15 protein-coding genes are annotated in these 18551 nt (G+C 37.8%); 4 read left to right on the top strand and 11 right to left on the bottom strand.

Annotation, left to right across the window (positions count from 1 at the left end):
- The coding region (locus H7U19_RS12915) for a T9SS type A sorting domain-containing protein (protein ID WP_186563027.1) at nucleotides 1-1809 on the top strand (1809 nt) is incomplete at its 5' end.
- Nucleotides 1810-1882: 73 nt separating this feature from the next.
- On the opposite strand, the gene H7U19_RS12910 is transcribed toward H7U19_RS12915, so the two are convergent.
- The 8 genes from H7U19_RS12910 to H7U19_RS12875 all read right to left on the bottom strand — a co-directional run bounded on the left by H7U19_RS12910 (nucleotide 1883) and on the right by H7U19_RS12875 (nucleotide 10246).
- Nucleotides 1883-2062: a hypothetical protein gene (locus tag H7U19_RS12910; RefSeq protein WP_186563025.1), complete on the bottom strand. Its 180-nt coding sequence runs from the start codon at nucleotides 2060-2062 to the stop codon at nucleotides 1883-1885.
- A 72-nt stretch (nucleotides 2063-2134) separates the two neighbouring features.
- Nucleotides 2135-2512 (bottom strand): hypothetical protein, encoded by a 378-nt coding sequence (locus tag H7U19_RS12905; protein WP_186563023.1) that lies wholly within the window; start codon nucleotides 2510-2512, stop codon nucleotides 2135-2137.
- A 12-nt stretch (nucleotides 2513-2524) separates the two neighbouring features.
- On the bottom strand, nucleotides 2525-4153 hold the full coding sequence (locus H7U19_RS12900) for a DUF1501 domain-containing protein (protein WP_186563021.1): 1629 nt from the start codon (nucleotides 4151-4153) through the stop codon (nucleotides 2525-2527).
- A gap of 11 nt (nucleotides 4154-4164) precedes the next feature.
- Nucleotides 4165-5817, bottom strand: coding sequence for a DUF1800 family protein (locus tag H7U19_RS12895; RefSeq protein WP_186563019.1), 1653 nt, complete (start codon nucleotides 5815-5817; stop codon nucleotides 4165-4167).
- 89 nt (nucleotides 5818-5906) lie between these two features.
- The gene (locus H7U19_RS12890; RefSeq protein ID WP_343069106.1) at nucleotides 5907-8261 is read right to left on the bottom strand and encodes a TonB-dependent receptor plug domain-containing protein; all 2355 of its coding nucleotides are present in this window, start codon (nucleotides 8259-8261) and stop codon (nucleotides 5907-5909) included.
- The gene (locus H7U19_RS12885; RefSeq protein ID WP_186563017.1) at nucleotides 8254-9162 is read right to left on the bottom strand and encodes a FecR family protein; all 909 of its coding nucleotides are present in this window, start codon (nucleotides 9160-9162) and stop codon (nucleotides 8254-8256) included. The genes H7U19_RS12890 and H7U19_RS12885 overlap by 8 nt, the downstream gene beginning before the upstream one ends.
- A 151-nt stretch (nucleotides 9163-9313) precedes the next feature.
- Nucleotides 9314-9673 (bottom strand): hypothetical protein, encoded by a 360-nt coding sequence (locus H7U19_RS12880; RefSeq protein WP_186563015.1) that lies wholly within the window; start codon nucleotides 9671-9673, stop codon nucleotides 9314-9316.
- 54 nt (nucleotides 9674-9727) lie between these two features.
- Nucleotides 9728-10246, bottom strand: a complete 519-nt coding sequence (locus H7U19_RS12875; protein ID WP_186563013.1) for an RNA polymerase sigma factor — start codon at nucleotides 10244-10246, stop codon at nucleotides 9728-9730.
- 217 nt (nucleotides 10247-10463) lie between these two features.
- Here H7U19_RS12875 and H7U19_RS12870 point away from each other — a divergent pair, with 217 nt between their 5' ends.
- Nucleotides 10464-12215 carry a hypothetical protein gene (locus H7U19_RS12870; RefSeq protein ID WP_186563011.1) on the top strand — a complete coding sequence of 584 codons (1752 nt, stop codon included), beginning with the start codon at nucleotides 10464-10466 and terminating at the stop codon, nucleotides 12213-12215.
- 534 nt (nucleotides 12216-12749) lie between these two features.
- On the opposite strand, the gene H7U19_RS12865 is transcribed toward H7U19_RS12870, so the two are convergent.
- Complete coding sequence (locus H7U19_RS12865) at nucleotides 12750-13163, bottom strand: hypothetical protein (RefSeq protein ID WP_186563009.1); 414 nt, start codon at nucleotides 13161-13163, stop codon at nucleotides 12750-12752.
- Between the two features lie 255 nt (nucleotides 13164-13418).
- Here H7U19_RS12865 and ffh point away from each other — a divergent pair, with 255 nt between their 5' ends.
- Nucleotides 13419-14747 carry a signal recognition particle protein gene (ffh, locus tag H7U19_RS12860; RefSeq protein ID WP_186563007.1) on the top strand — a complete coding sequence of 443 codons (1329 nt, stop codon included), beginning with the start codon at nucleotides 13419-13421 and terminating at the stop codon, nucleotides 14745-14747.
- A gap of 184 nt (nucleotides 14748-14931) precedes the next feature.
- Nucleotides 14932-15807 carry a bifunctional methylenetetrahydrofolate dehydrogenase/methenyltetrahydrofolate cyclohydrolase FolD gene (folD, locus tag H7U19_RS12855; protein WP_186563005.1) on the top strand — a complete coding sequence of 292 codons (876 nt, stop codon included), beginning with the start codon at nucleotides 14932-14934 and terminating at the stop codon, nucleotides 15805-15807.
- A 27-nt stretch (nucleotides 15808-15834) separates the two neighbouring features.
- Here folD and H7U19_RS12850 read toward each other — a convergent pair whose 3' ends face one another.
- Nucleotides 15835-16581 (bottom strand): LytR/AlgR family response regulator transcription factor, encoded by a 747-nt coding sequence (locus H7U19_RS12850; RefSeq protein WP_246454806.1) that lies wholly within the window; start codon nucleotides 16579-16581, stop codon nucleotides 15835-15837.
- Nucleotides 16578-18413 carry a tetratricopeptide repeat-containing sensor histidine kinase gene (locus H7U19_RS12845; RefSeq protein ID WP_186563003.1) on the bottom strand — a complete coding sequence of 612 codons (1836 nt, stop codon included), beginning with the start codon at nucleotides 18411-18413 and terminating at the stop codon, nucleotides 16578-16580. The genes H7U19_RS12850 and H7U19_RS12845 overlap by 4 nt, the downstream gene beginning before the upstream one ends.
- Nucleotides 18414-18551 lie beyond the last annotated feature (138 nt).

Below are 18551 nucleotides of genomic sequence, written 5' to 3'. Positions count from 1 at the left end.
GATAGCGTTGAGATCAGCGCCACCGAAGACGGCAACCAGGTAGTCCCCGACGGCTACAGCAAGATATTCGTGCTTACGATGGGAGAGGCCCTTTTGATCAAGGGCGTTAACATGGACGCTCCCGTGTTCGAGGTGACCGAGCCGGGCATGTACACGATCCACACGCTTGTGTTCGACGGCAGGTCGGACAGCCCCAACTTTTTGGACCTTGGCGTCGTGGGCCCGACCACCACGGGTGTTGACGTGCTGAACATAGTTATAGAGAACGGTTTATGTGCCTCGCTGGACGTAACGGGCGCACCGGTTTACGTAGAAGAAGCAGACTCTTGTGATGTAAGTGCAGGAACGTTAACCGCTTCGGCAGAAGAGGTGTGCTCAACTGGAGAAGTTGTTATTTCAGCACATCCAAATAATGATGCGATAATTCCAAATGATTATTCCGTGTTATACGTATTGACGCAAGGCGAGGGGTTGATCATTCGTCAGATTTCAGAAACACCTGAATTCACAGTTGTTGGAGGAGGGCATTATACCATTCATACTTTTGTTTTTTCAACAGGATTAGATTTAAGCGGTGTTGTTCCAAATGTTACTACAGGTTTTGATGTAAATGCTTTGTTGATCCAAGGTGGAGGTGAGCTATGTGCTGCTTTGGATGTAGCTGGAGCGCCAATTAGCATTACAAACCCAAATGCAGGTACATTAACGGCAATAGATACAAATGTTGCTTTGACTGGTGGGGTTGCAATGCTTTATGCGCAACCAAATGATGATGCCATAATTCCTAACGATTATTCCGTGTTGTATGTACTAACGCAAGGCGAAGAACTAATAATACGTCAAATAGAAAATACACCAGAGTTTACAGTTACGGAGCCAGGTAATTACACCATTCATACCCTTATTTATCCCATAGGTTTAGATTTAAGTGCTGTTGTTCCAAATGTCACTACAGGTTTTGATGTTAATAGCCTTCTGGTTCAGGGTGGTGGTGAGTTATGTGCCTCTTTGGATGTGGCAGGAGCACCAATTCAGGTTGAGGCTGAAGAATGCACGGCGTTTTCAGGAAAAATGTATTCGCCAAAATCTGTAGTATGTCTCGAAAATGGCGTGGCTAGTCTATATGCAAAATTCAATAGAAACCCTAATATTCCGAAAGGATACAAGCAGTTATTTGTTCTTACCGATGCGTTTACTCTAACCGTTTTACAAGTGTCTGGGCATCCTGAGTTTAATGTGGATGGTAGCGGTTTCTATCGTATTCATAGTTTAGTTTATAATCCGGATACCTTAGATTTAAGTGTGGTTAAGTTTGGCGAGACTACGGGTTTTGATGTTCTAAATTTAATAGAAGAGAATGGTATTTGTGCTTCGCTACATGTAAAAGGTGCTATCAATTTAGTGATTGGCTCAAAATGGTTCTGCTACTTTTTCAATAAATACCGAGCGAAAAACAATAGCAATTTGACGAGTAAAGGGACAAATGATGATGATTTGGAAGGCTATGTAGGCGACTTTGATAGTTATGATGAATTTGAAGCATCTTTTGTAGAACAGAACGATGAAGTAAGGTTCTATCCTAACCCTGTTGTCAATGATTTAAATGTTGAAATCAGATTGTTTGAGAACGAGGAAATTGAGTATAGTATTGTTGATATGAAGGGCAGAGCAATAATTAGTGGTTCAGCCGAAGATCTTAAATTTGGCAGGTTAACCATTAATACCAACCGATTTGCAAACGGAATGTATATCATAAATTTTGTATCAGAAATGAGAACCATTACTAAAAAGATTATGATAGAAAAGTAATAATATCAGTTTAATTGTGAATAAAAGCCGCAACAATGTTGCGGCTTCTTTTTTTGAAGTAATGGATTCGTATTTAAAACAACTCTTTAATATCATCTTCTTCGTCTTCATCCTCCTTTTTATCAATTTGTTCTATGGTAAAATTAGGGAGCTTGTCTTTTCGGTAAACCGTGATGGGTACTGGTATGATGGTAGCCAGCATAATTAGCAGAACTAAGGCCATAAGCCTTAATGCTTTTTTAAAGTTTTTCATTAGGATACAGGTAATGCGGCATCAAAAGAATGCCTTTCTAAAAGTTGAATGGATCAAATAAAGCGTGCGGAATTACGGCAAGGATACCTGTAAAAAATCCCCTGAGTAAAGTATGGTAACTAAGTTTTGGGCTAAACTGGATTTTTGACTGTAAAAATCTGATAATGTGTTATTTTGGTGGCAAAAAGCTGTGTTGGAACTGATGAGTTGCGCATTAAAAAGACAATCAAAATCAAAAAATGCAAAAACAAAATAGACCTTTGGTGAGACACTTTTTGAAATTTGAAATAGGGCAACTTTGGTATATTGTTGTGGACGCCCATATGACAGCAATTCAACATTATGGTTATGGGAGGGGTTGAGGGTGGCTTTAAAACCATCAAAGGAAGCAAGTGTTAGTAATACTACTAAACCCGTGAGCAATTTTTGAATGGTTTTAAAATGTGGCATAAAACTGCTGGTTTAAAGTTTGAGCAATTTATGCACTTCCTGAGCATTACCAAATTTAATGGCGCAAAAATAGACGCCACTACTCAAGTGCATTAAATTTAAGGAGAGGTTGCCATTTTCGAGACTATCTGTTCTGTTCATAATTTCGACCCCCGTAGCGTTGAACAGTTTGTAACTTATCTCGGAATTTTTATTCACACTAGAAAAGTTGATGGTATCGATAAACGGATTGGGATATATCAACCATTCTCGCTCGGCTTTTAATTGTTCTTCGGTACTTAGTGTCTGGTAGCATTCACTGGATAACGGATTCTTTAAAATTTCAGGTAATTTTAAATTGGTAAAGCTATCACCAAGGGTATGGTTGAAAAAAGTACCATCAATTATGGAATTTTGTGCGCCCAAAAAGTCCTGTAATAGTGTTGCAAACGTTTGTCTGTAGTCGTATTGTACCGTTTGGATTTGCCAATTGTTGGCACTGGTAGCTTCGGTCAAATCTGGATTGGTTCCCGAAACACCTCCTGCTACTGGATTTCCAAAAACAAACATTGGGGCTATTTCTCCATGATCGGTTCCAAAATTTCCGTTTTCGGCTGCCTTTCTGCCAAATTCGGAAAAGGTCACACCCACAATATCATCTCCTAAATTTTGGCTTTGCATGTCATCCACAAAGGCTTTTACGGCCCCTGAAAGTTCTTCTAAAAGCACGTAATGACGTCCCAAAATATCACCGGAGCCCTGCACTTGGGCATTATGGGTGTCAAACCCCGAAATCCGAACCATATAGATTTTTGAAGCCAAATCCCCACTAATCAATCGCGCTACGGTTTTTAATTGGTTGGCCAAATCCGTATCGGGATAGGTTACATCATTTTGCCCACTATTAAAAGCATTAGAAATTGCTTCGGCATGAGTATTTGAAAGGGTATCCGTATCTTTTAGAAATCGCAATTGGTAACCATAATCGGAATCGGGAATATTTGCTGGCGGTACACCTCCCAAACCATTCAAAATATTGTAAAATCCTGCGGGATCCTGGCCTGTAATGTTGAGTGACATCCCATGCGCCTCTTCGCCGTGAAATCCAAGTGAAGTTTTAGTAGAACCTATTTCGACAGCTAACGGATAGTTTTCCAATAGAAAATCCTCATAAAATTGCTCCATAAAACGTCCAATCCATCCCGTTTCGGCACCATTTAAATTGCTGTTGCCATCATTGCCGGTCATATACAAATCGGTGGATTTAAAATGACTTTTATTTTGTGAAGGATACCCCACGGACTGCATTATTCGTAGTAATCCGTTGTCGTATAACGATTTAAAACCTGTAAGAGTTGGGTGCAAACCGACTTGTTGATTCGTCGGAAGCGTAGTGTCCAAATCAATGTATTGGCCGGCCCCGCTGTTGGGTACTTTTATGGTAGGTCTTAAGTTGCTGTACGTGTCGTATTGATTTAATGGTATTGCCGTATTTAATCCGTCATTGGCTCCAGCAAGATTTATTAAAACCAGTTTTCTGTTGGAAATATCTGGACAGGACGCAAAAGGCAATACAGCTTTTAGAGCGGCTTGCAGTTCAAAAGGGGTCATTCCAATTACAGAAGCCGTGGCAGATAGTTTTAAAAATTGTCTTCTCTTCATAATCTAAAGGCTTACATTAATTGGAATTCGGCTGCATTTACCATTGCAGTGATTAATGCATCTAGTCTAGTTTTAACGGTGGTTTTATCTGCTTCACTATGGGTGTTGATGTATTGCAACCAGGCCCCAGTCCAATAATAATCATTGAACCCTTCCACTAAAAAGCTCTTAAAATAGTCTTTACGGTCTTCATCAATACTTTCGGGGTATAATAGGTCTGCAATTTCAATCACTAACAAATTCGGGTCTGAGGCATTGGTGATCTTAGTTTCAACAAAAACTACAGTATCTAAGGTGGCATATATGTTAGCATTGTTGTCTATGGTGTTTCTGCCAATGATAAGGCTTTCAATCAATTTATAGCGCCCAATCAAGGTGTTTGAGGAAAACCAAATTCTATCAAAACTGGGTTCCTGATAATAGGCGGGATAGCCAGCAACGGAATCTGGATTGTATATTTCCATCCCAGCTGCTGAATAATACGTATTATGAATAAAACGCAAGTAGAAATTAACATAAAAGCGAAATGCATCCATTGCAGGGTCTGGGATTGTAGGCTCAAACATGCTACATACTTCGGTCAATAACTGAAGTGGGCTTTTAATAATGGAACCTATAATATTATCCGTTGCATCACCATCATCCGCATCATAAAAATGCTCGCTGGAAAGCAAAGTAGTAACAACGGGTAGAATTTCAAAATTATTATCAATGAGCTGTTGTGCTAAAGGCGTAATAATATCAGTTTCAACTGTATCGTCCCAAGTGCTTTTTACAAAATAACGATATAATTTTCGGCAATAGGCTTTGGCCGTTTCTGGTTGGGCAAAGACCATTTCTACAAAGTCATCGAGTTCGTCCATCATGCCCGAGGCTGTATTTCTACCAGTAATAGTTTGGCCTCCAAAAGCACTACTAAAGGTTTTGTCATTGGTATCGTGCTGACCTAGGGCCAAGTAACCAATGGGAATACCAGTATCTGGGTCAATATCCCCATTTCTGTCATATTTCTTTTTAAACCCCGAAAATACCTTGGCTGCTTGCTGAATATCAAGTTCAGTGTAATTAGTATAATTGCCTTCGCCAATTTGCTCTCCCTTTAAAATGGTGAACAGTTCTAAATACTCCCTTGCATAATTCTCGTTCGGATTGTTTTTATTGTTCTGTGTATTGTCCAAATAGTCTAGCATACCATTATCCAGGGTGATTTTTTTTGCCAAGGTTTTTATATTGCCCAAGGCATAAAAATCAAGTAAGCGGATATGGTCATAAAAAAACGGGGAATGGCCTACGCCGGAATCTTTTCCAACGGTGAAACAGGTATGCAAAAAGAAAGATAACTTATGCTTTAAACTTACTTCGTTTAAGGCATTATACCACCACCAAGCCGTGATGTGGGAGCGTTTTCTACTTTGTCCGCCAAAGGTATTGGGGTGTTCTGTGGATTGCAACCAAAACCCATCTGGGTTTCCATTTGGAAGTGGGTCGTAGGGTTCTGCTATTTTATTAATTGGGTTTGAAGAAAGGCTATTGACAGCATTTGTTGCTGTCATATTAGCAAAAGCTTCAATCTGTAATTTCGTATAGTTGAAGGTGGTTCTACGTAACAAATGTTTGGCCCGTCTTAAACCAAGAGTACCACTTAAAGGATTTAAAGAAGCCATTTCCTATTTTTCTGTAAATTAACTAATTAAGTTCAATTGACGAAAAAAAATAGATGATTGGTAATTTGCAGTAGGAAAAACAATCTTGTCTAAAACACCATCCTAAAACTTACATTGGGTGTGATGCCCAACGATTGGTTTTCAACAGTGATTATATTATTGTCCTCGTCTTGCGTATAGTAGGTGTTCAGGATGTTTTTCTCATTTAAAAGGTTCCAAAGAGAGGCGCCGATCACCCCTTTCGATTTCCTAAAAAGGTTGAATGAATACGTTGCCGAAAAATCTGCTCGCATATAATCCTGAAGGTTGGAAGCATTCGGGCTTTCATAAAGAATAGTGTCTTGGTTGTTGGGGTCATCGTTTTCAAGGAACATGGTGGTTGGTCGTCCAGCATGCCAATTGAAACCGAGTGCCAATTTTAAATTTTTATAGTTGTAGGTTCCAGCAAAGGTTAGGGCATGCCTAATGTCAGCGTTGTTAGGGAAGGGTTGTCCGTCATTCAGTTCAGGAAAGGTATAGTCGTTTTTGCTGTAGGAATAGCCCAGCCACGTACTCACTACATCCGAAAATTGTTTATTAATAAGTACATCAATACCCTTGATTTCGTAACTGCCAACGGCATGTGTAAATTGATATTGATTTTGAAAGCCTTGACTTCTCGTTGTAATGCCGTCCACTTTTTTAATGAAGGCTTCAGCACTTATTAAAAACTTGTTTTTATTGAAATGAATACCAGCTGAGGCCTGTTTGCTTTTTACGATAGGCACGGGATACAACGATTTTCCATTTTCAATTTCTACCTCGGCTTTATTGTTGGCCAACACCCATCGGCGTTTTTCAATTCCTAAAAAATCATTTTGTAAATCGATAATCTGGGTGGTGGTTTGACTTTTATATTCGCCCAATAATTCCAAACGGAAAGCCCCCAAAAACCGTTGACTAAAATTCAATCGTGGTTCTACGAGAACTTCATCAAATTTGTTGAAATAATTGACCCGTGTACCCAATTTTAGCTTTGTTTTGGCGTTGTTGGATAAAAAAGCGATTTCCCCGTAACCGGAATGACTTCGAATCACTTCCTTGATAAAACTCCGGAATTCAGGATTGTTCACATCCTCCAAATTACTGATGCCCGTTTCGGTAAATTGATACCCTAAGTTGACTTTAAAATTGGGGTTCATTTGATAATCAATATCCAATCGACCTGAACCATCAAATACTTCGTTTTCCTGAATCAGTCGCTGATTATTTATGATGTCGAAGTTGGTGCCGTCCAAATCATAATTGGTTACATATAACTGCGCGGTAGTAGAGAATTTAGAACTCCAATCCCTGATATACGTGAAGCCGTAGGCCGAATTTTGTTGCGAAAGTTTACTGTTTAGGGCCTCATTTCTATCATTTATTGTAGAACGTTCCTCATATTTCAGGCTGTTATTGACATTTAAAAAATGAAGTCGAATCTTGTCCTTTTTGGTGATGTCGTATAGTAATTTGGCCGTAATATCGTAAAACGAAAAATCCTCATTTTGGGAAATCGTATTGTCATTTTTTTGATGGTTCGATAAATCAGAATCCTGAAATACCCGCTTAAAATACTGGTCGTAGGTCGGGGTGGTAATCACATCCGTAATGGAACGTCTTGTGGAAATTTGGAGTTCCATATTTCGAAAAATCGGAATCTTGGCATACCCATGGGCATTAATTAAATTAAACCCAAGTCCGCCGTTAAAATTTCCATCTACATCATCCGAAAGACGCATATCGATCACACTGGAAATGCCATCTCCAAATCGTGCTCGTGTCCCATTTTTGGATACATTCACTTTTTCTGTTGTGTAGGGGTTAAACGCCGAAATCAGCCCGAAAAAATGTCCGGATTGATACATTTTAATCCCATCCCAAAGGATAAGGTTTTGGTCGTGAGTGCCACCTCTGACGTTTATATTTGAAACGGATTCATCAATACTAAAAATTCCTGGGAGTGCCTGAATGGTCTGCAACACGTCGGGTTCAATCAATCCAGGCAAAATACCGAATTTGGCAGGTCTTAAATTAATGGTCCCGTCGTTGAATTTGGTGATACCCGAGGTCAAATAATTATTGACCACTACTTCTTCGAGTCTTTCCCTTACTATTGTTTTTTCTTCTTCTTTTCGTTTAATAATCGTAATAAAGCGCGTATCCAAAACATTGAATTCCAGACCGGTGTTGATTTCAATTTCTACGAGGGCGTCCAAAAGGTCTAAATCGGCCTCAGGGAGCAGCGATTCAATATCTGCAATCGTTTCATCTACATAAGAAAAACTAACCTTATAGCGTTCAGACAGTATTTTGAGAATAGCCGAAAGGGGTTGGGTTTCTTGATTGGTTTGAGAGAAACCGATGGCACCATTCAAAAAAAATAAGAGTACAGGAACAATAAGTAGCCCTTTGTTATTCACGCTTTAAAATTATCGTACCGTCTTTTTTGCTGTACGATACTTGTAAAGGTAAGGCAATAGATTTTAATGCCACATCAAGGTTGTCGTGGGTGAACGATCCCGTAAATAGTTTTGTGGAGTCTACGCCTACCAAGGTAATATCCACCTCGTATTGTCTCTCAAATTCGGCAACAACCTGCTTAAACGGAATGCTTTTAAATTCACTTTCGTTATTTAGCCACGAAGGCGATGAGCGATAATCTTTTTCTTTAGCAATTTTTTTCCCATCGATAATTAAAAAACTGTCGCCAGGTTTTAATTTCGTTTCTTGGGCATTGTAGGTAACGCCAACCAATCCTTCGTAGCAAATAACCTCAAAATAATTGTCCCGTTGTTTTACATTAAATTGAGTACCATAAACCGTTACGGTTCCTGATGTGGTGTTTACATTGAATGTAGAGCCCTTGGCCACTTTAAAAAAGGCCTCGCCCTGCAATTCAACATCACGTTCTTTGTTCCAATGGTTTTTATTATAAGCCAAAACTGACTTTGCGTTGAGGGAAACGGTGGATGCATCTGGTAATTCTACAGTGGCTTTTTGCGCAAACTGTGTTGTTACTGTAGTATCAAGGGTAGTAGTGTAATAATACGCACTGACACAAATGGCAATAACGGCCGCAACACGTAAAAACGTTTTAAACATCCCAAGTTTTGGGGCCGTTTTTTGCGTTTCTGTGGCTCGGATTTTGGATAATACCCCTTCCAATTCACTGGAAGTATCATAGGTATCCACCTTAAATCCTTGCAGGCTGTTATCTAACTTTACTAACTCGTCATAGTCCTCAAGCGCTTTAAACGCCTCGAATTCCTGATCGTTTAGATCGTTATTTAACCATTTTGATATGAGTTCTTCTCGTTTCATTATATCGTTATTCAATTATATAACAAGTATGTTTTATTTTTTCCTACCCTAGCTTTAAAAAAAGTTTCAAAAAAAATCAAAAACTAAATTCCAAATACCAGTTTCCATCTTAATTTCTAAAGAAAATATTCCAGTATATACCGGAGGTTTTTTATTTTTTTAATTTGAACTGATTCATTTTTATACTAAAGACAATTTTATTTTCAAATTCTATCTGTTTTCCATTTGCATCTAAAAACTCGGCAAATACATTTTCCTTGTCAATTATTTCTAATATCACGCCTTTTTGCCCATATTTTAAATTAGGGTTAACATTTTCCAACAATTCGATTTCTTTATAAAGAAGTTTTTGCTCAAGTATTTTTTTCCGGTGAAGTGTTTTTTTTTCAAAACCGAATAATCTGATTTTTATAAGTTCAAAGAATTTTTTCAATAATCTATAAATACCCAAGATGATACCTTCAAATAGGAATTCAATGAATATTCTTCCCAAAATTTCCAAAACAATCATAACTCTCAAATATTTTTCCTGTCTCTTGTCTCCTGTCTTCGGTCATCCGTCGACTCACAACTCCTTAATCTCCCTCCGCAACTTCTCCAGCGCCCCATAAATGCGTTTCTCCACTGCTTTGGTGGAAATATCCAACAGTTCCGCAATTTCCTTAAAGCGTTTCCCTTCCACACGGTTCATCATAAAGGCCACCCGCTGGGGTTCGGTTAAATTCGCAAGTGCTCGTTGCAGTTTGTCGTTATATTCGGATTCCTGCATTAAAAACTCTGGGCTTTCGTTGGTACTCATCTTCGGTTTTGAAGATTGCTGATGTTTCAATACCACTTTTTGGTGGGCTACTTCATTCAACATTAAATTGTTGGCGGTGGTAAAAACAAAACTTTTGGCTTTATCTGGTGATACCTTGGCGCAGTTTTGCCACAGTTTTACAAAAGCCTCCTGTACTTTGTCCTTCGGGTTGAGTAATTCTCCGAACTTATAGTATAAAAAATCGTGTAAATCTTTAGAGTATTTATTAAATATGGATGAAAATAATCGCTCCTCGCAAATATTTTCATGTAGTTGTTTGGCCATGCGCATTGGTGGTTAATGCCACTAAAATAAAGGTTTTGGTGTTTTATTTTGGAATTTGGAATTTATTTTTTTGAAAATTTTTAACATCTGGGGTAGGAATTTTTAAAGTTGCCCTGTTTTATAATAAAACGCTATGAATCGTTTCAATCTTTTAACTATCATGAACACCTATTTATCATTGAAACGCATAGAAAAGTTTAACCTAAAATCATATACCATGAAAACTAAATTTAAAGCCCTATTGCTATTGCCTTTTTTTGCCCTTCTATTGTTTTCTTCTTGTCAAGAGGAAGCACTAGAAATTACTGAGCCCACCGAGGCTGAAGCCCTTGTTGCAGATTCTGCACTAACTGCTATGATTAGCTCCGCATCTACCATGGACGGATCTGAAGATAATATTATCGACAGAGCCAGTTGTATTGCCGTAAAATTACCTGTTATTGTTAAGGTAAGAGGTTTGGAAATCCGTATTAATTCCAAATTGGATTTCAAATTAATCGAAAAAATCTATGACGAGTTTGACAATGATGAAGATCGTCTGGACATCATTTTCCCTATTACTATTATTAACAGGGAGCATGATGAAATCGTCATTAACAATGCAGATGAGTTGGAAGCTTTTGTTAAAGAATGTAAAGGCGAAAACGAAGAGGACGACGATATAGAATGTATCGATTTCCAATATCCAATTTCCTTTTCTGTATATAGTCCTAATTTTGATGTGATTGATGTGGTGACTATTGAAAACGACCGTCAATTACACAGATTTATGAAGCGTGTAAAAAATAGAGATGTTATTGCTAGTTTAAATTTCCCAGTAACTATGGTATTGGCTGACGGTACTACAATTCAGGCTAATAATAATGAAGAACTAAGAGCTATCATTCATGAAGCTAAAGATGCTTGTGATGAAGACGATGATAACGATCATAACGACGACGATTTCACTAAAGAGCGTCTGGATGAGTATTTGATTAGATGTCCTTGGGTGGTGTTCGAATTTAAAAGAGATAGTAATGCCTTGACTGAAGCTTACCAAAACTATGCTATCAACTTCAAAAAAGAAGGTGTAGTTACCATGAAAGCTAGAAATGGCGATGTATTGACCGGTTCTTGGAGCACAAGAGTAAGTGATAGAGGTGCTTTGATTAAGATGGAGTTTGAATCTTTGGCTGACTTTACTTTAGAGTGGTTCATTTATGAATTCGAAGACGGAAGAATTAAAATCTACCAAGAAGGCGGTAACCGAATCGTACTAAAAAGAAACTGTGAAGTAGTTGTTGATATTACTAAAGAGCGTGTTGAAAACTTCTTACAGGAATGTTTATGGAGAGTAGCCCGTTTACAAGTTGACGGTGCGGATAACGAGAAAGATTATATCGGTACACCATTAAAGTTCTACGAAGGAAACAAAGTTCATATCAGAGTTCAAGGTGAATTACTTGAGGGTACTTATGAAGTAATTGTAAGACCTGCAGGTGTCGGATTGGAAATCAATCTTGAAGGAAGACCCGACTTGAAACTACAATGGTTGATTACTTTCCTTGGTAAAGATTTGATTAAGTTGACTAATGTAAACAACCAGATGGTATTGAAGAGACACTGTCCAGATATTGATGACGATTTAGATTATGTTGAAGGTGTATTGATAAACGGAACCTGGGAAGTGGCCTCGTACATGGAGCTTGATGCTGATTTAACGGATAACTTTAACGACATCGTGATAGGCTTCAATGAAAATGGTAGAGTGATTGCCGAAGGTGCCGGGAAAAACTTTTTCGGATCTTGGTTGGCCTACAGAAACGATGGCCTTCATTTAGGATTGTACTTTGGAAGAGAGCAACAGCCAATGAGCGAGTTGAACCACAGATGGAGAATTAAGGAAATCACGCCTAACAGAGTGGAGTTGAAAGATTTCGGTGCCAACGGAATGATAGAGCGTATCCTAGTTCTTGAAAAAGCACAATAAAAAATTGAAAAGAATTCCTCGAGGCTGTAGGTCTCGAGGTTTCCATTGAAGTTGTCATTCCCTGGATCCCGATAGCTATCGGGAGGGAATCTAAAAAATTAATTTCAAGGAAATAATTTTTGCTTTTGGTTAATAAAGGAAACCCTTATTTATTCGCCCCGATAGCTATCGGGATGTAGGTTGGTTAACTAAGATTCCTTTTTGGAGGCTGTCAAATTTAATTTGGCAGCCTTTTTTTTTGTGAAACCCAAACTTGAGAAGTTTTTAAAAAACGCGCTCAAGTTTGATGGTTGTCCCGATAATTATCGGGATAATTCCGATGAAGATCGGGATATCATCTTTAGTGTGATTTTTTGGGCGTTCCCCTGCGGGTCGGGCTTTCACTACTCAATCTTTTTTAAAGTGTCATTGCGAAGGAGGAACGACTGTGGCAATCTCAAAAATTTATTTTCTGCACAGACTTAAATCATAACTGCTTTAAAAAAGGATTTCAAACATGCCGTTCAATCCCTAACGCGGTTGTGTTTTCTGGCTTTATTTAATTCCAATAAACTTTGCCGGCGATCCAATTTCTTGTTCAGTTTTCAGATAGAATTTTTTTCCGTCTTTACTTATCATTAGTACTGCAAATGTGCTTTTTTGACATTCTTCAAATGCGCTTTTCAATTCAACAAATTGTTTATCAAACTCATTATAGGAAACCACATAACACAAGTCCGAATCCTTGAGTTTCAAATCAGATTTGATTTTCTCATAGGTATCACAGTCCGATTTTGTATTCAGTTCGGTCAAGTCTTTTTCCGCAATCATCTCATTCCAACTGTGATTGAATCTATCGATAAAGTCAGTTCTTTTCTTTTTATGATTCAAAGCCCACAAACTTCTTTCTCTTTTTTCTTTGCGAATAAAATTTTTTACAAATTGCTTTTCGGTTTCTCGTACGTTCATTTTTTCAGCTTGCCTACAATGAGTTCAGATATATACGCCGTTATATAATGGCTTATATCCGCCGTTAAACGAAGTTAGTTGAAAATTTTCACAAAGTCAAATACCATTAGCTTTTAAATATCAGTTTAAATTAGGTGGTAAAACACGAATTCAACCTTACAGAAAACCAAATATTTCGCTATTTTTGCAGTTCTTAAAATTTAATCGAAAAGGCAGGCTGGTGACAGCATACTGCCTACTGAAGACTGAAAGATTATGTTTAATAATTTAAGTGAAAAATTAGATAAGGCCCTACACGTATTAAAAGGACACGGTAGCATTACGGAGGTAAACGTTGCCGAAACCTTAAAAGAAGTAAGACGTGCTTTGCTGGATGCCGATGTCAACTTCAAAATTGCCAAGGAATTTACCAATAAAGTAAAGGAACAAGCGCTGGGTCAAAATGTATTGACCACCTTACAGCCAGGGCAGTTGATGGTAAAAATCGTTAAGGACGAGTTGACCGAATTGATGGGTGGTGATGCCGAAGGCATTAACTTGTCTGCAACGCCAAGCGTGATTTTAATGTCCGGTCTACAAGGTTCTGGTAAAACCACCTTTTCTGGAAAATTAGCTAATTACCTAAAGAATAAAAAAACTAAGAAACCGCTTTTGGTAGCCTGCGACGTGTACCGTCCTGCTGCGATTGACCAATTGCATATTGTAGGGGAACAAATCAATGTTGAGGTGTATAGCGATAAAGGCAATAACGACCCTGTGGCTATTGCCCAAGCAGGTATAGCCCACGCCAAAGCAAATGGTTTCAACGTTGTCATAATTGATACGGCCGGACGTTTGGCAGTGGATGAGGTAATGATGACTGAAATCTCAAATATCCATTCTGCCATCCAACCGCAGGAAACTTTGTTTGTTGTGGATTCCATGACCGGTCAAGATGCAGTAAATACGGCAAAAGCTTTTAACGATGTCCTAAATTTTGATGGCGTTATCCTGACTAAATTGGATGGTGATACCCGTGGAGGTGCCGCCATTTCCATTAAATCTGTGGTAAATAAACCCATTAAGTTTATTGGTACAGGCGAAAAAATGGAGGCCATCGATGTGTTCTACCCATCACGTATGGCCGATCGTATTTTGGGCATGGGGGATGTGGTATCCCTTGTGGAACGTGCCCAAGAGCAGTTTGATGAAGAAGAAGCCAGAAAACTCCAAAAGAAAATCGCCAAAAATCAATTTGGTTTTGACGATTTCTTGAAACAAATCCAGCAGATCAAAAAAATGGGGAACATGAAGGACCTAGTTGGCATGATTCCCGGTGCTGGCAAAATGATGAAGGATATTGATATCGACGACGATGCTTTTAAAGGTATCGAAGCGATCATCCACTCCATGACACCAAAGGAACGTTCAAATCCATCCGTTTTAAATGCCAGTAGAAAAAAACGTGTTGCCAAAGGTTCTGGAACTACGGTTCAAGAGGTAAATCAGTTGCTGAAACAATTTAACCAAATGAGTAAAATGATGAAAATGATGCAAGGCGGCGGTGGCAAAAAGATGATGCAGATGATGAAGAATATGCGTTAATCTTGTTAAAAGTTAAAAGTTAAAAGTTAAAAGTTAAAAGTTAAAAGTTAAAAGTTAAGAATTAAAGGTGTCACACTGAGCGCAGTCGAAGTGCTTTCATGGCACCATGATAATCATTCCAATTTAATACTTGGCGTTTTTGCGCCCCTGCCTAACGGCAGGCAGGTTTACGAGAGAATAAAAAATGACAATTTTAGACGGTAAAAAAGTAAGTAACGATATTAAAAACGAAATCGCGGAACACGTACAGTCCATGATTTCGAAAGGTGAAAAAGTACCCCATTTGGCGGCTATTTTGGTAGGTTCCGATGGTGCAAGTATGACCTACGTGAATGCCAAGGTGAAAGCTTGTGAGCGTATCGGTTTTAAATCGACGCTAATAGAAATGCCAGAATACACTTCTGAAGAAGAGCTTTTGGAAAAAATTCATTTATTGAATACAAATGACGATATCGATGGCTTTATCGTGCAGTTGCCCTTACCGGAACAAATCGATGAGCAAAAAGTGTTGATGGCGGTAGATCCTGATAAGGATGTCGATGGATTTCATCCTACTAACGTTGGAAGGATGGCTTTGGATCTGCCAACATTTTTACCTGCTACGCCATACGGTATCATGGAATTGTTGGAACGCTATCAAATTGAAACCTCTGGCAAAAATGTGGTAGTTATGGGAAGAAGTCATATCGTTGGTCGCCCGATGAGCATTTTGATGAGCCAAAAACGTCCGGCAGGAGATGCCACGGTTACTGTGGTGCATAGTCGTTCAAAAAACTTAAAAGAAATAACGAAAGTTGCCGATATTATTGTGGCAGCCATAGGTATTTCGGAGTTTTTAACTGGGGACATGGTCAAGGAAGATGCGGTAATTATTGATGTTGGTATTACAAGAGTACCAGACCAAACCAAAAAGAGTGGTTATCGATTAGCAGGGGATGTAGAGTTTGAAAGCGTTAGCAAAAAAGCAAGCTATATTACACCTGTTCCTGGGGGTGTGGGGCCGATGACGATAGCTATGTTGTTGAAGAATACGTTGTTGGCCAGGGAGCGTCACGGATAATAACCTTTTGATAGAGTAACCAATACTTTAGTGGCCAGAATTTGTCCATCGTAAAAATGTACTTAAAAAGTGTTCTTTTTTTCTAGAAGATACTGGTATTTTCTTGCCGTTTTTCAAATAGATAACTCCGGATTTATCATACTTATCGATAAATTTTAGATTCACCATAAAGGATTGATGCGGACGGGTAAAATTGGCTTTCGAAAGGCGTTCTTCAAATTCTTTTAAGGTTTTTGAAACAACATATTTTTTATGGTCATTGCAGTAAAACGTTGTATAACCTTTGTCCGATTCGCAATAAAGAAGTTCCTCTAAATCAATGACCTGAAAGCTGTCATGAAGTGACAAGATTATTTTAGAGTCATCAGGTTTCCAAACGGATTTGGTGTTTTTTATTTGTTGTTTTTGTTGCGCTATAGTAGTACTATCAATTTTTTGAAGTGCGATTTTAAGTTCTTCACTATCAATGGGTTTTAAAATATAATCTACCGCTCCAAATTTTAAAGCCTTAAGTGCATATTCTTCATAGGCGGTTATAAAAATGACCTTGAAATTCAAATGCTCCGTTTGCTCTAAAAAATCAAATCCAGTACCATCCGTTAAGTTAATATCTAAAAAAATTAGTTCAGGTTGGCAGGCATTTGCAACGGTAACGGCATCTTTAACGTTGGCACATTCTCCTAAAACTTCAACCTGTGCTTCAATAAGTTGCAATAGGTTTAAAAGTCCTTTTCGTATATATGCTTTATCTTCAACAATTAAGGCTTTCATCATGCTTCAATTATTTTGTGGGGAATTACTAAAGTTACCAACGTACCTTGGGCATCATATTTTCGTCTATCCTCAATAGTTACCCACCCTTTTACTTTTAAATCTTTTGATAAGAGCTTTACCCTTTCCGAAGTAATTGCTGTGGCAAGAGATGTTTTATCTCCGCTTTTAATTTCCTTTTTGGTGTTTACGCCTATTCCGTTATCGGTAATCGTACAGATTAAATTTTTGTTGGAATAATTTAAATGAATGGCTATCGTTTTAATTTCTTGTTCGATTTTGAATGCATGCGCTATTGCATTTTCTACAAAAGGCTGTATCAGCATCGGCGGTACTAGAAATACCTTACTATCGATATTATCATCAACAGAAATACTAAATTGGTAAGCTTCATTTTCTAAATTCTGAAGGGATAAATAGTTATCTACTGCTAAAAGTTCTTGGGATAACAATACGAGTTTGTCTCTAGAATTTTCTAATGTAATGCGCATCAATTTAGAAAATTTCGATAAATAACTAACTGACTTTTTTTCTTCCTTATTTAAAATCATGCCTTGTAGAACGGATAGTGAATTGAAGATAAAATGCGGGGTCATTTGGCTACGCAATAACTTTTGTTCCGTGGCGATGGTTTGATTTTTAACTTTAATAGATTTAAATTTTTGAAAGAAAGCCGTGGAACCCAAAATTATTGAAACCAATAAAACACCAATAATAGCCCATAGATAATTTTGTTGGGATTTTGCTAAATCTCTACTCGTAGCTGTGACCTGTTCAGTAAGTTTTAATTCTCGTATGCTTGCAGAGTCCAAAGCCTTTTGGTATTTGTATTCAGATTCTATTTGGGCTATTTTTTCAATATTTTTCTTGTTAAAAATGCTGTCATTCAGTCTTTTATAGTGTTGGTGGCTCGATAATGCTTCTTTGTAATTGCCAATGTTTTGATAAATAGTGGAGAGTAATTCTTGAATATCTTTTTCAAAGCCCGACATGTTGAGGTCCTGCGAGAACTGAAGACTTTTTAAAGCATTTGGTAGGGCTTTCTGGAATTCTCTCTTTTGCGTTAAGGCTTTTGCTAAACCATAATACGAGACCGTCAAAGCTCTTTTTCCATTAATATCCAAATTGGTTTTTTTTGCCTTTTTATAATATTCCAGCGATTTCTCATAATTTTTCGAATTCAAATAAGCATATCCGATGTTATTCAAGGTGAAACCCTCAATGTATTTGCTATTAATATCCTGACTTATTGCTAATGCCTCCTTTAAAGTTGTTTTAGCCTTTTCGTGGTCTTTAATTTGAATATATAACAACCCTAAACTATTTAGTGTTTCAGCAACCCCCTTTTTGTTACCAATTTTTTTTTGTATTTCCAGAGCTTTTTCCGAAAAGGTTATTGCTTTTTCATAGTCTTCTAAATTCCTGTAAATGAGTCCTAAATTGTTTAAAGAGAAGGATATCATTAAAGTATCACTGATGCTTTCACTAATTTTCAAGGATCTATTATGGTAATCTATGGCAACAGGATAGTTGCCGTTGGATAAATGCACATTGCCAATATTCAATAAGCACCGTGCGGTTATTGATTTGTTATCTGTTTCTCTGTTGATTTTCAGAGCTTTATCATAGTAGCTTAGTGCTTCTGTAAAATCACCAATTTCAAAATATGCCACACCTAATGTTCTAAGGGTGGACGGATCCTCTTTTGTATTGTTTTTTAACTGATTGCTCAAAACTATTTTTAGACTATCTATTTTTTTATTTTGTGCAAAAACAGATGTTTGTATCCAAAAAAAGAGAATGAAAATAGCAAAACTTAATGTCAAGGATTTCATTAGGCTAATTAACAATTTAATTTTTATAGTTAGCAAAAAAATCATCTGTCTCGGTATTTTGCAAACCCCAAACAAAAAAACAGCAAACCGCAAACTTCATAAAAGCTTACGGTTAACTAAATAGTCAGATGGGGCTTT

Source organism: Hyunsoonleella aquatilis, from assembly GCF_014270105.1.
GTDB lineage: Bacteria > Bacteroidota > Bacteroidia > Flavobacteriales > Flavobacteriaceae > Jejuia > Jejuia aquatilis.
This window is presented reverse-complemented; position numbering and strand designations above follow the sequence as displayed.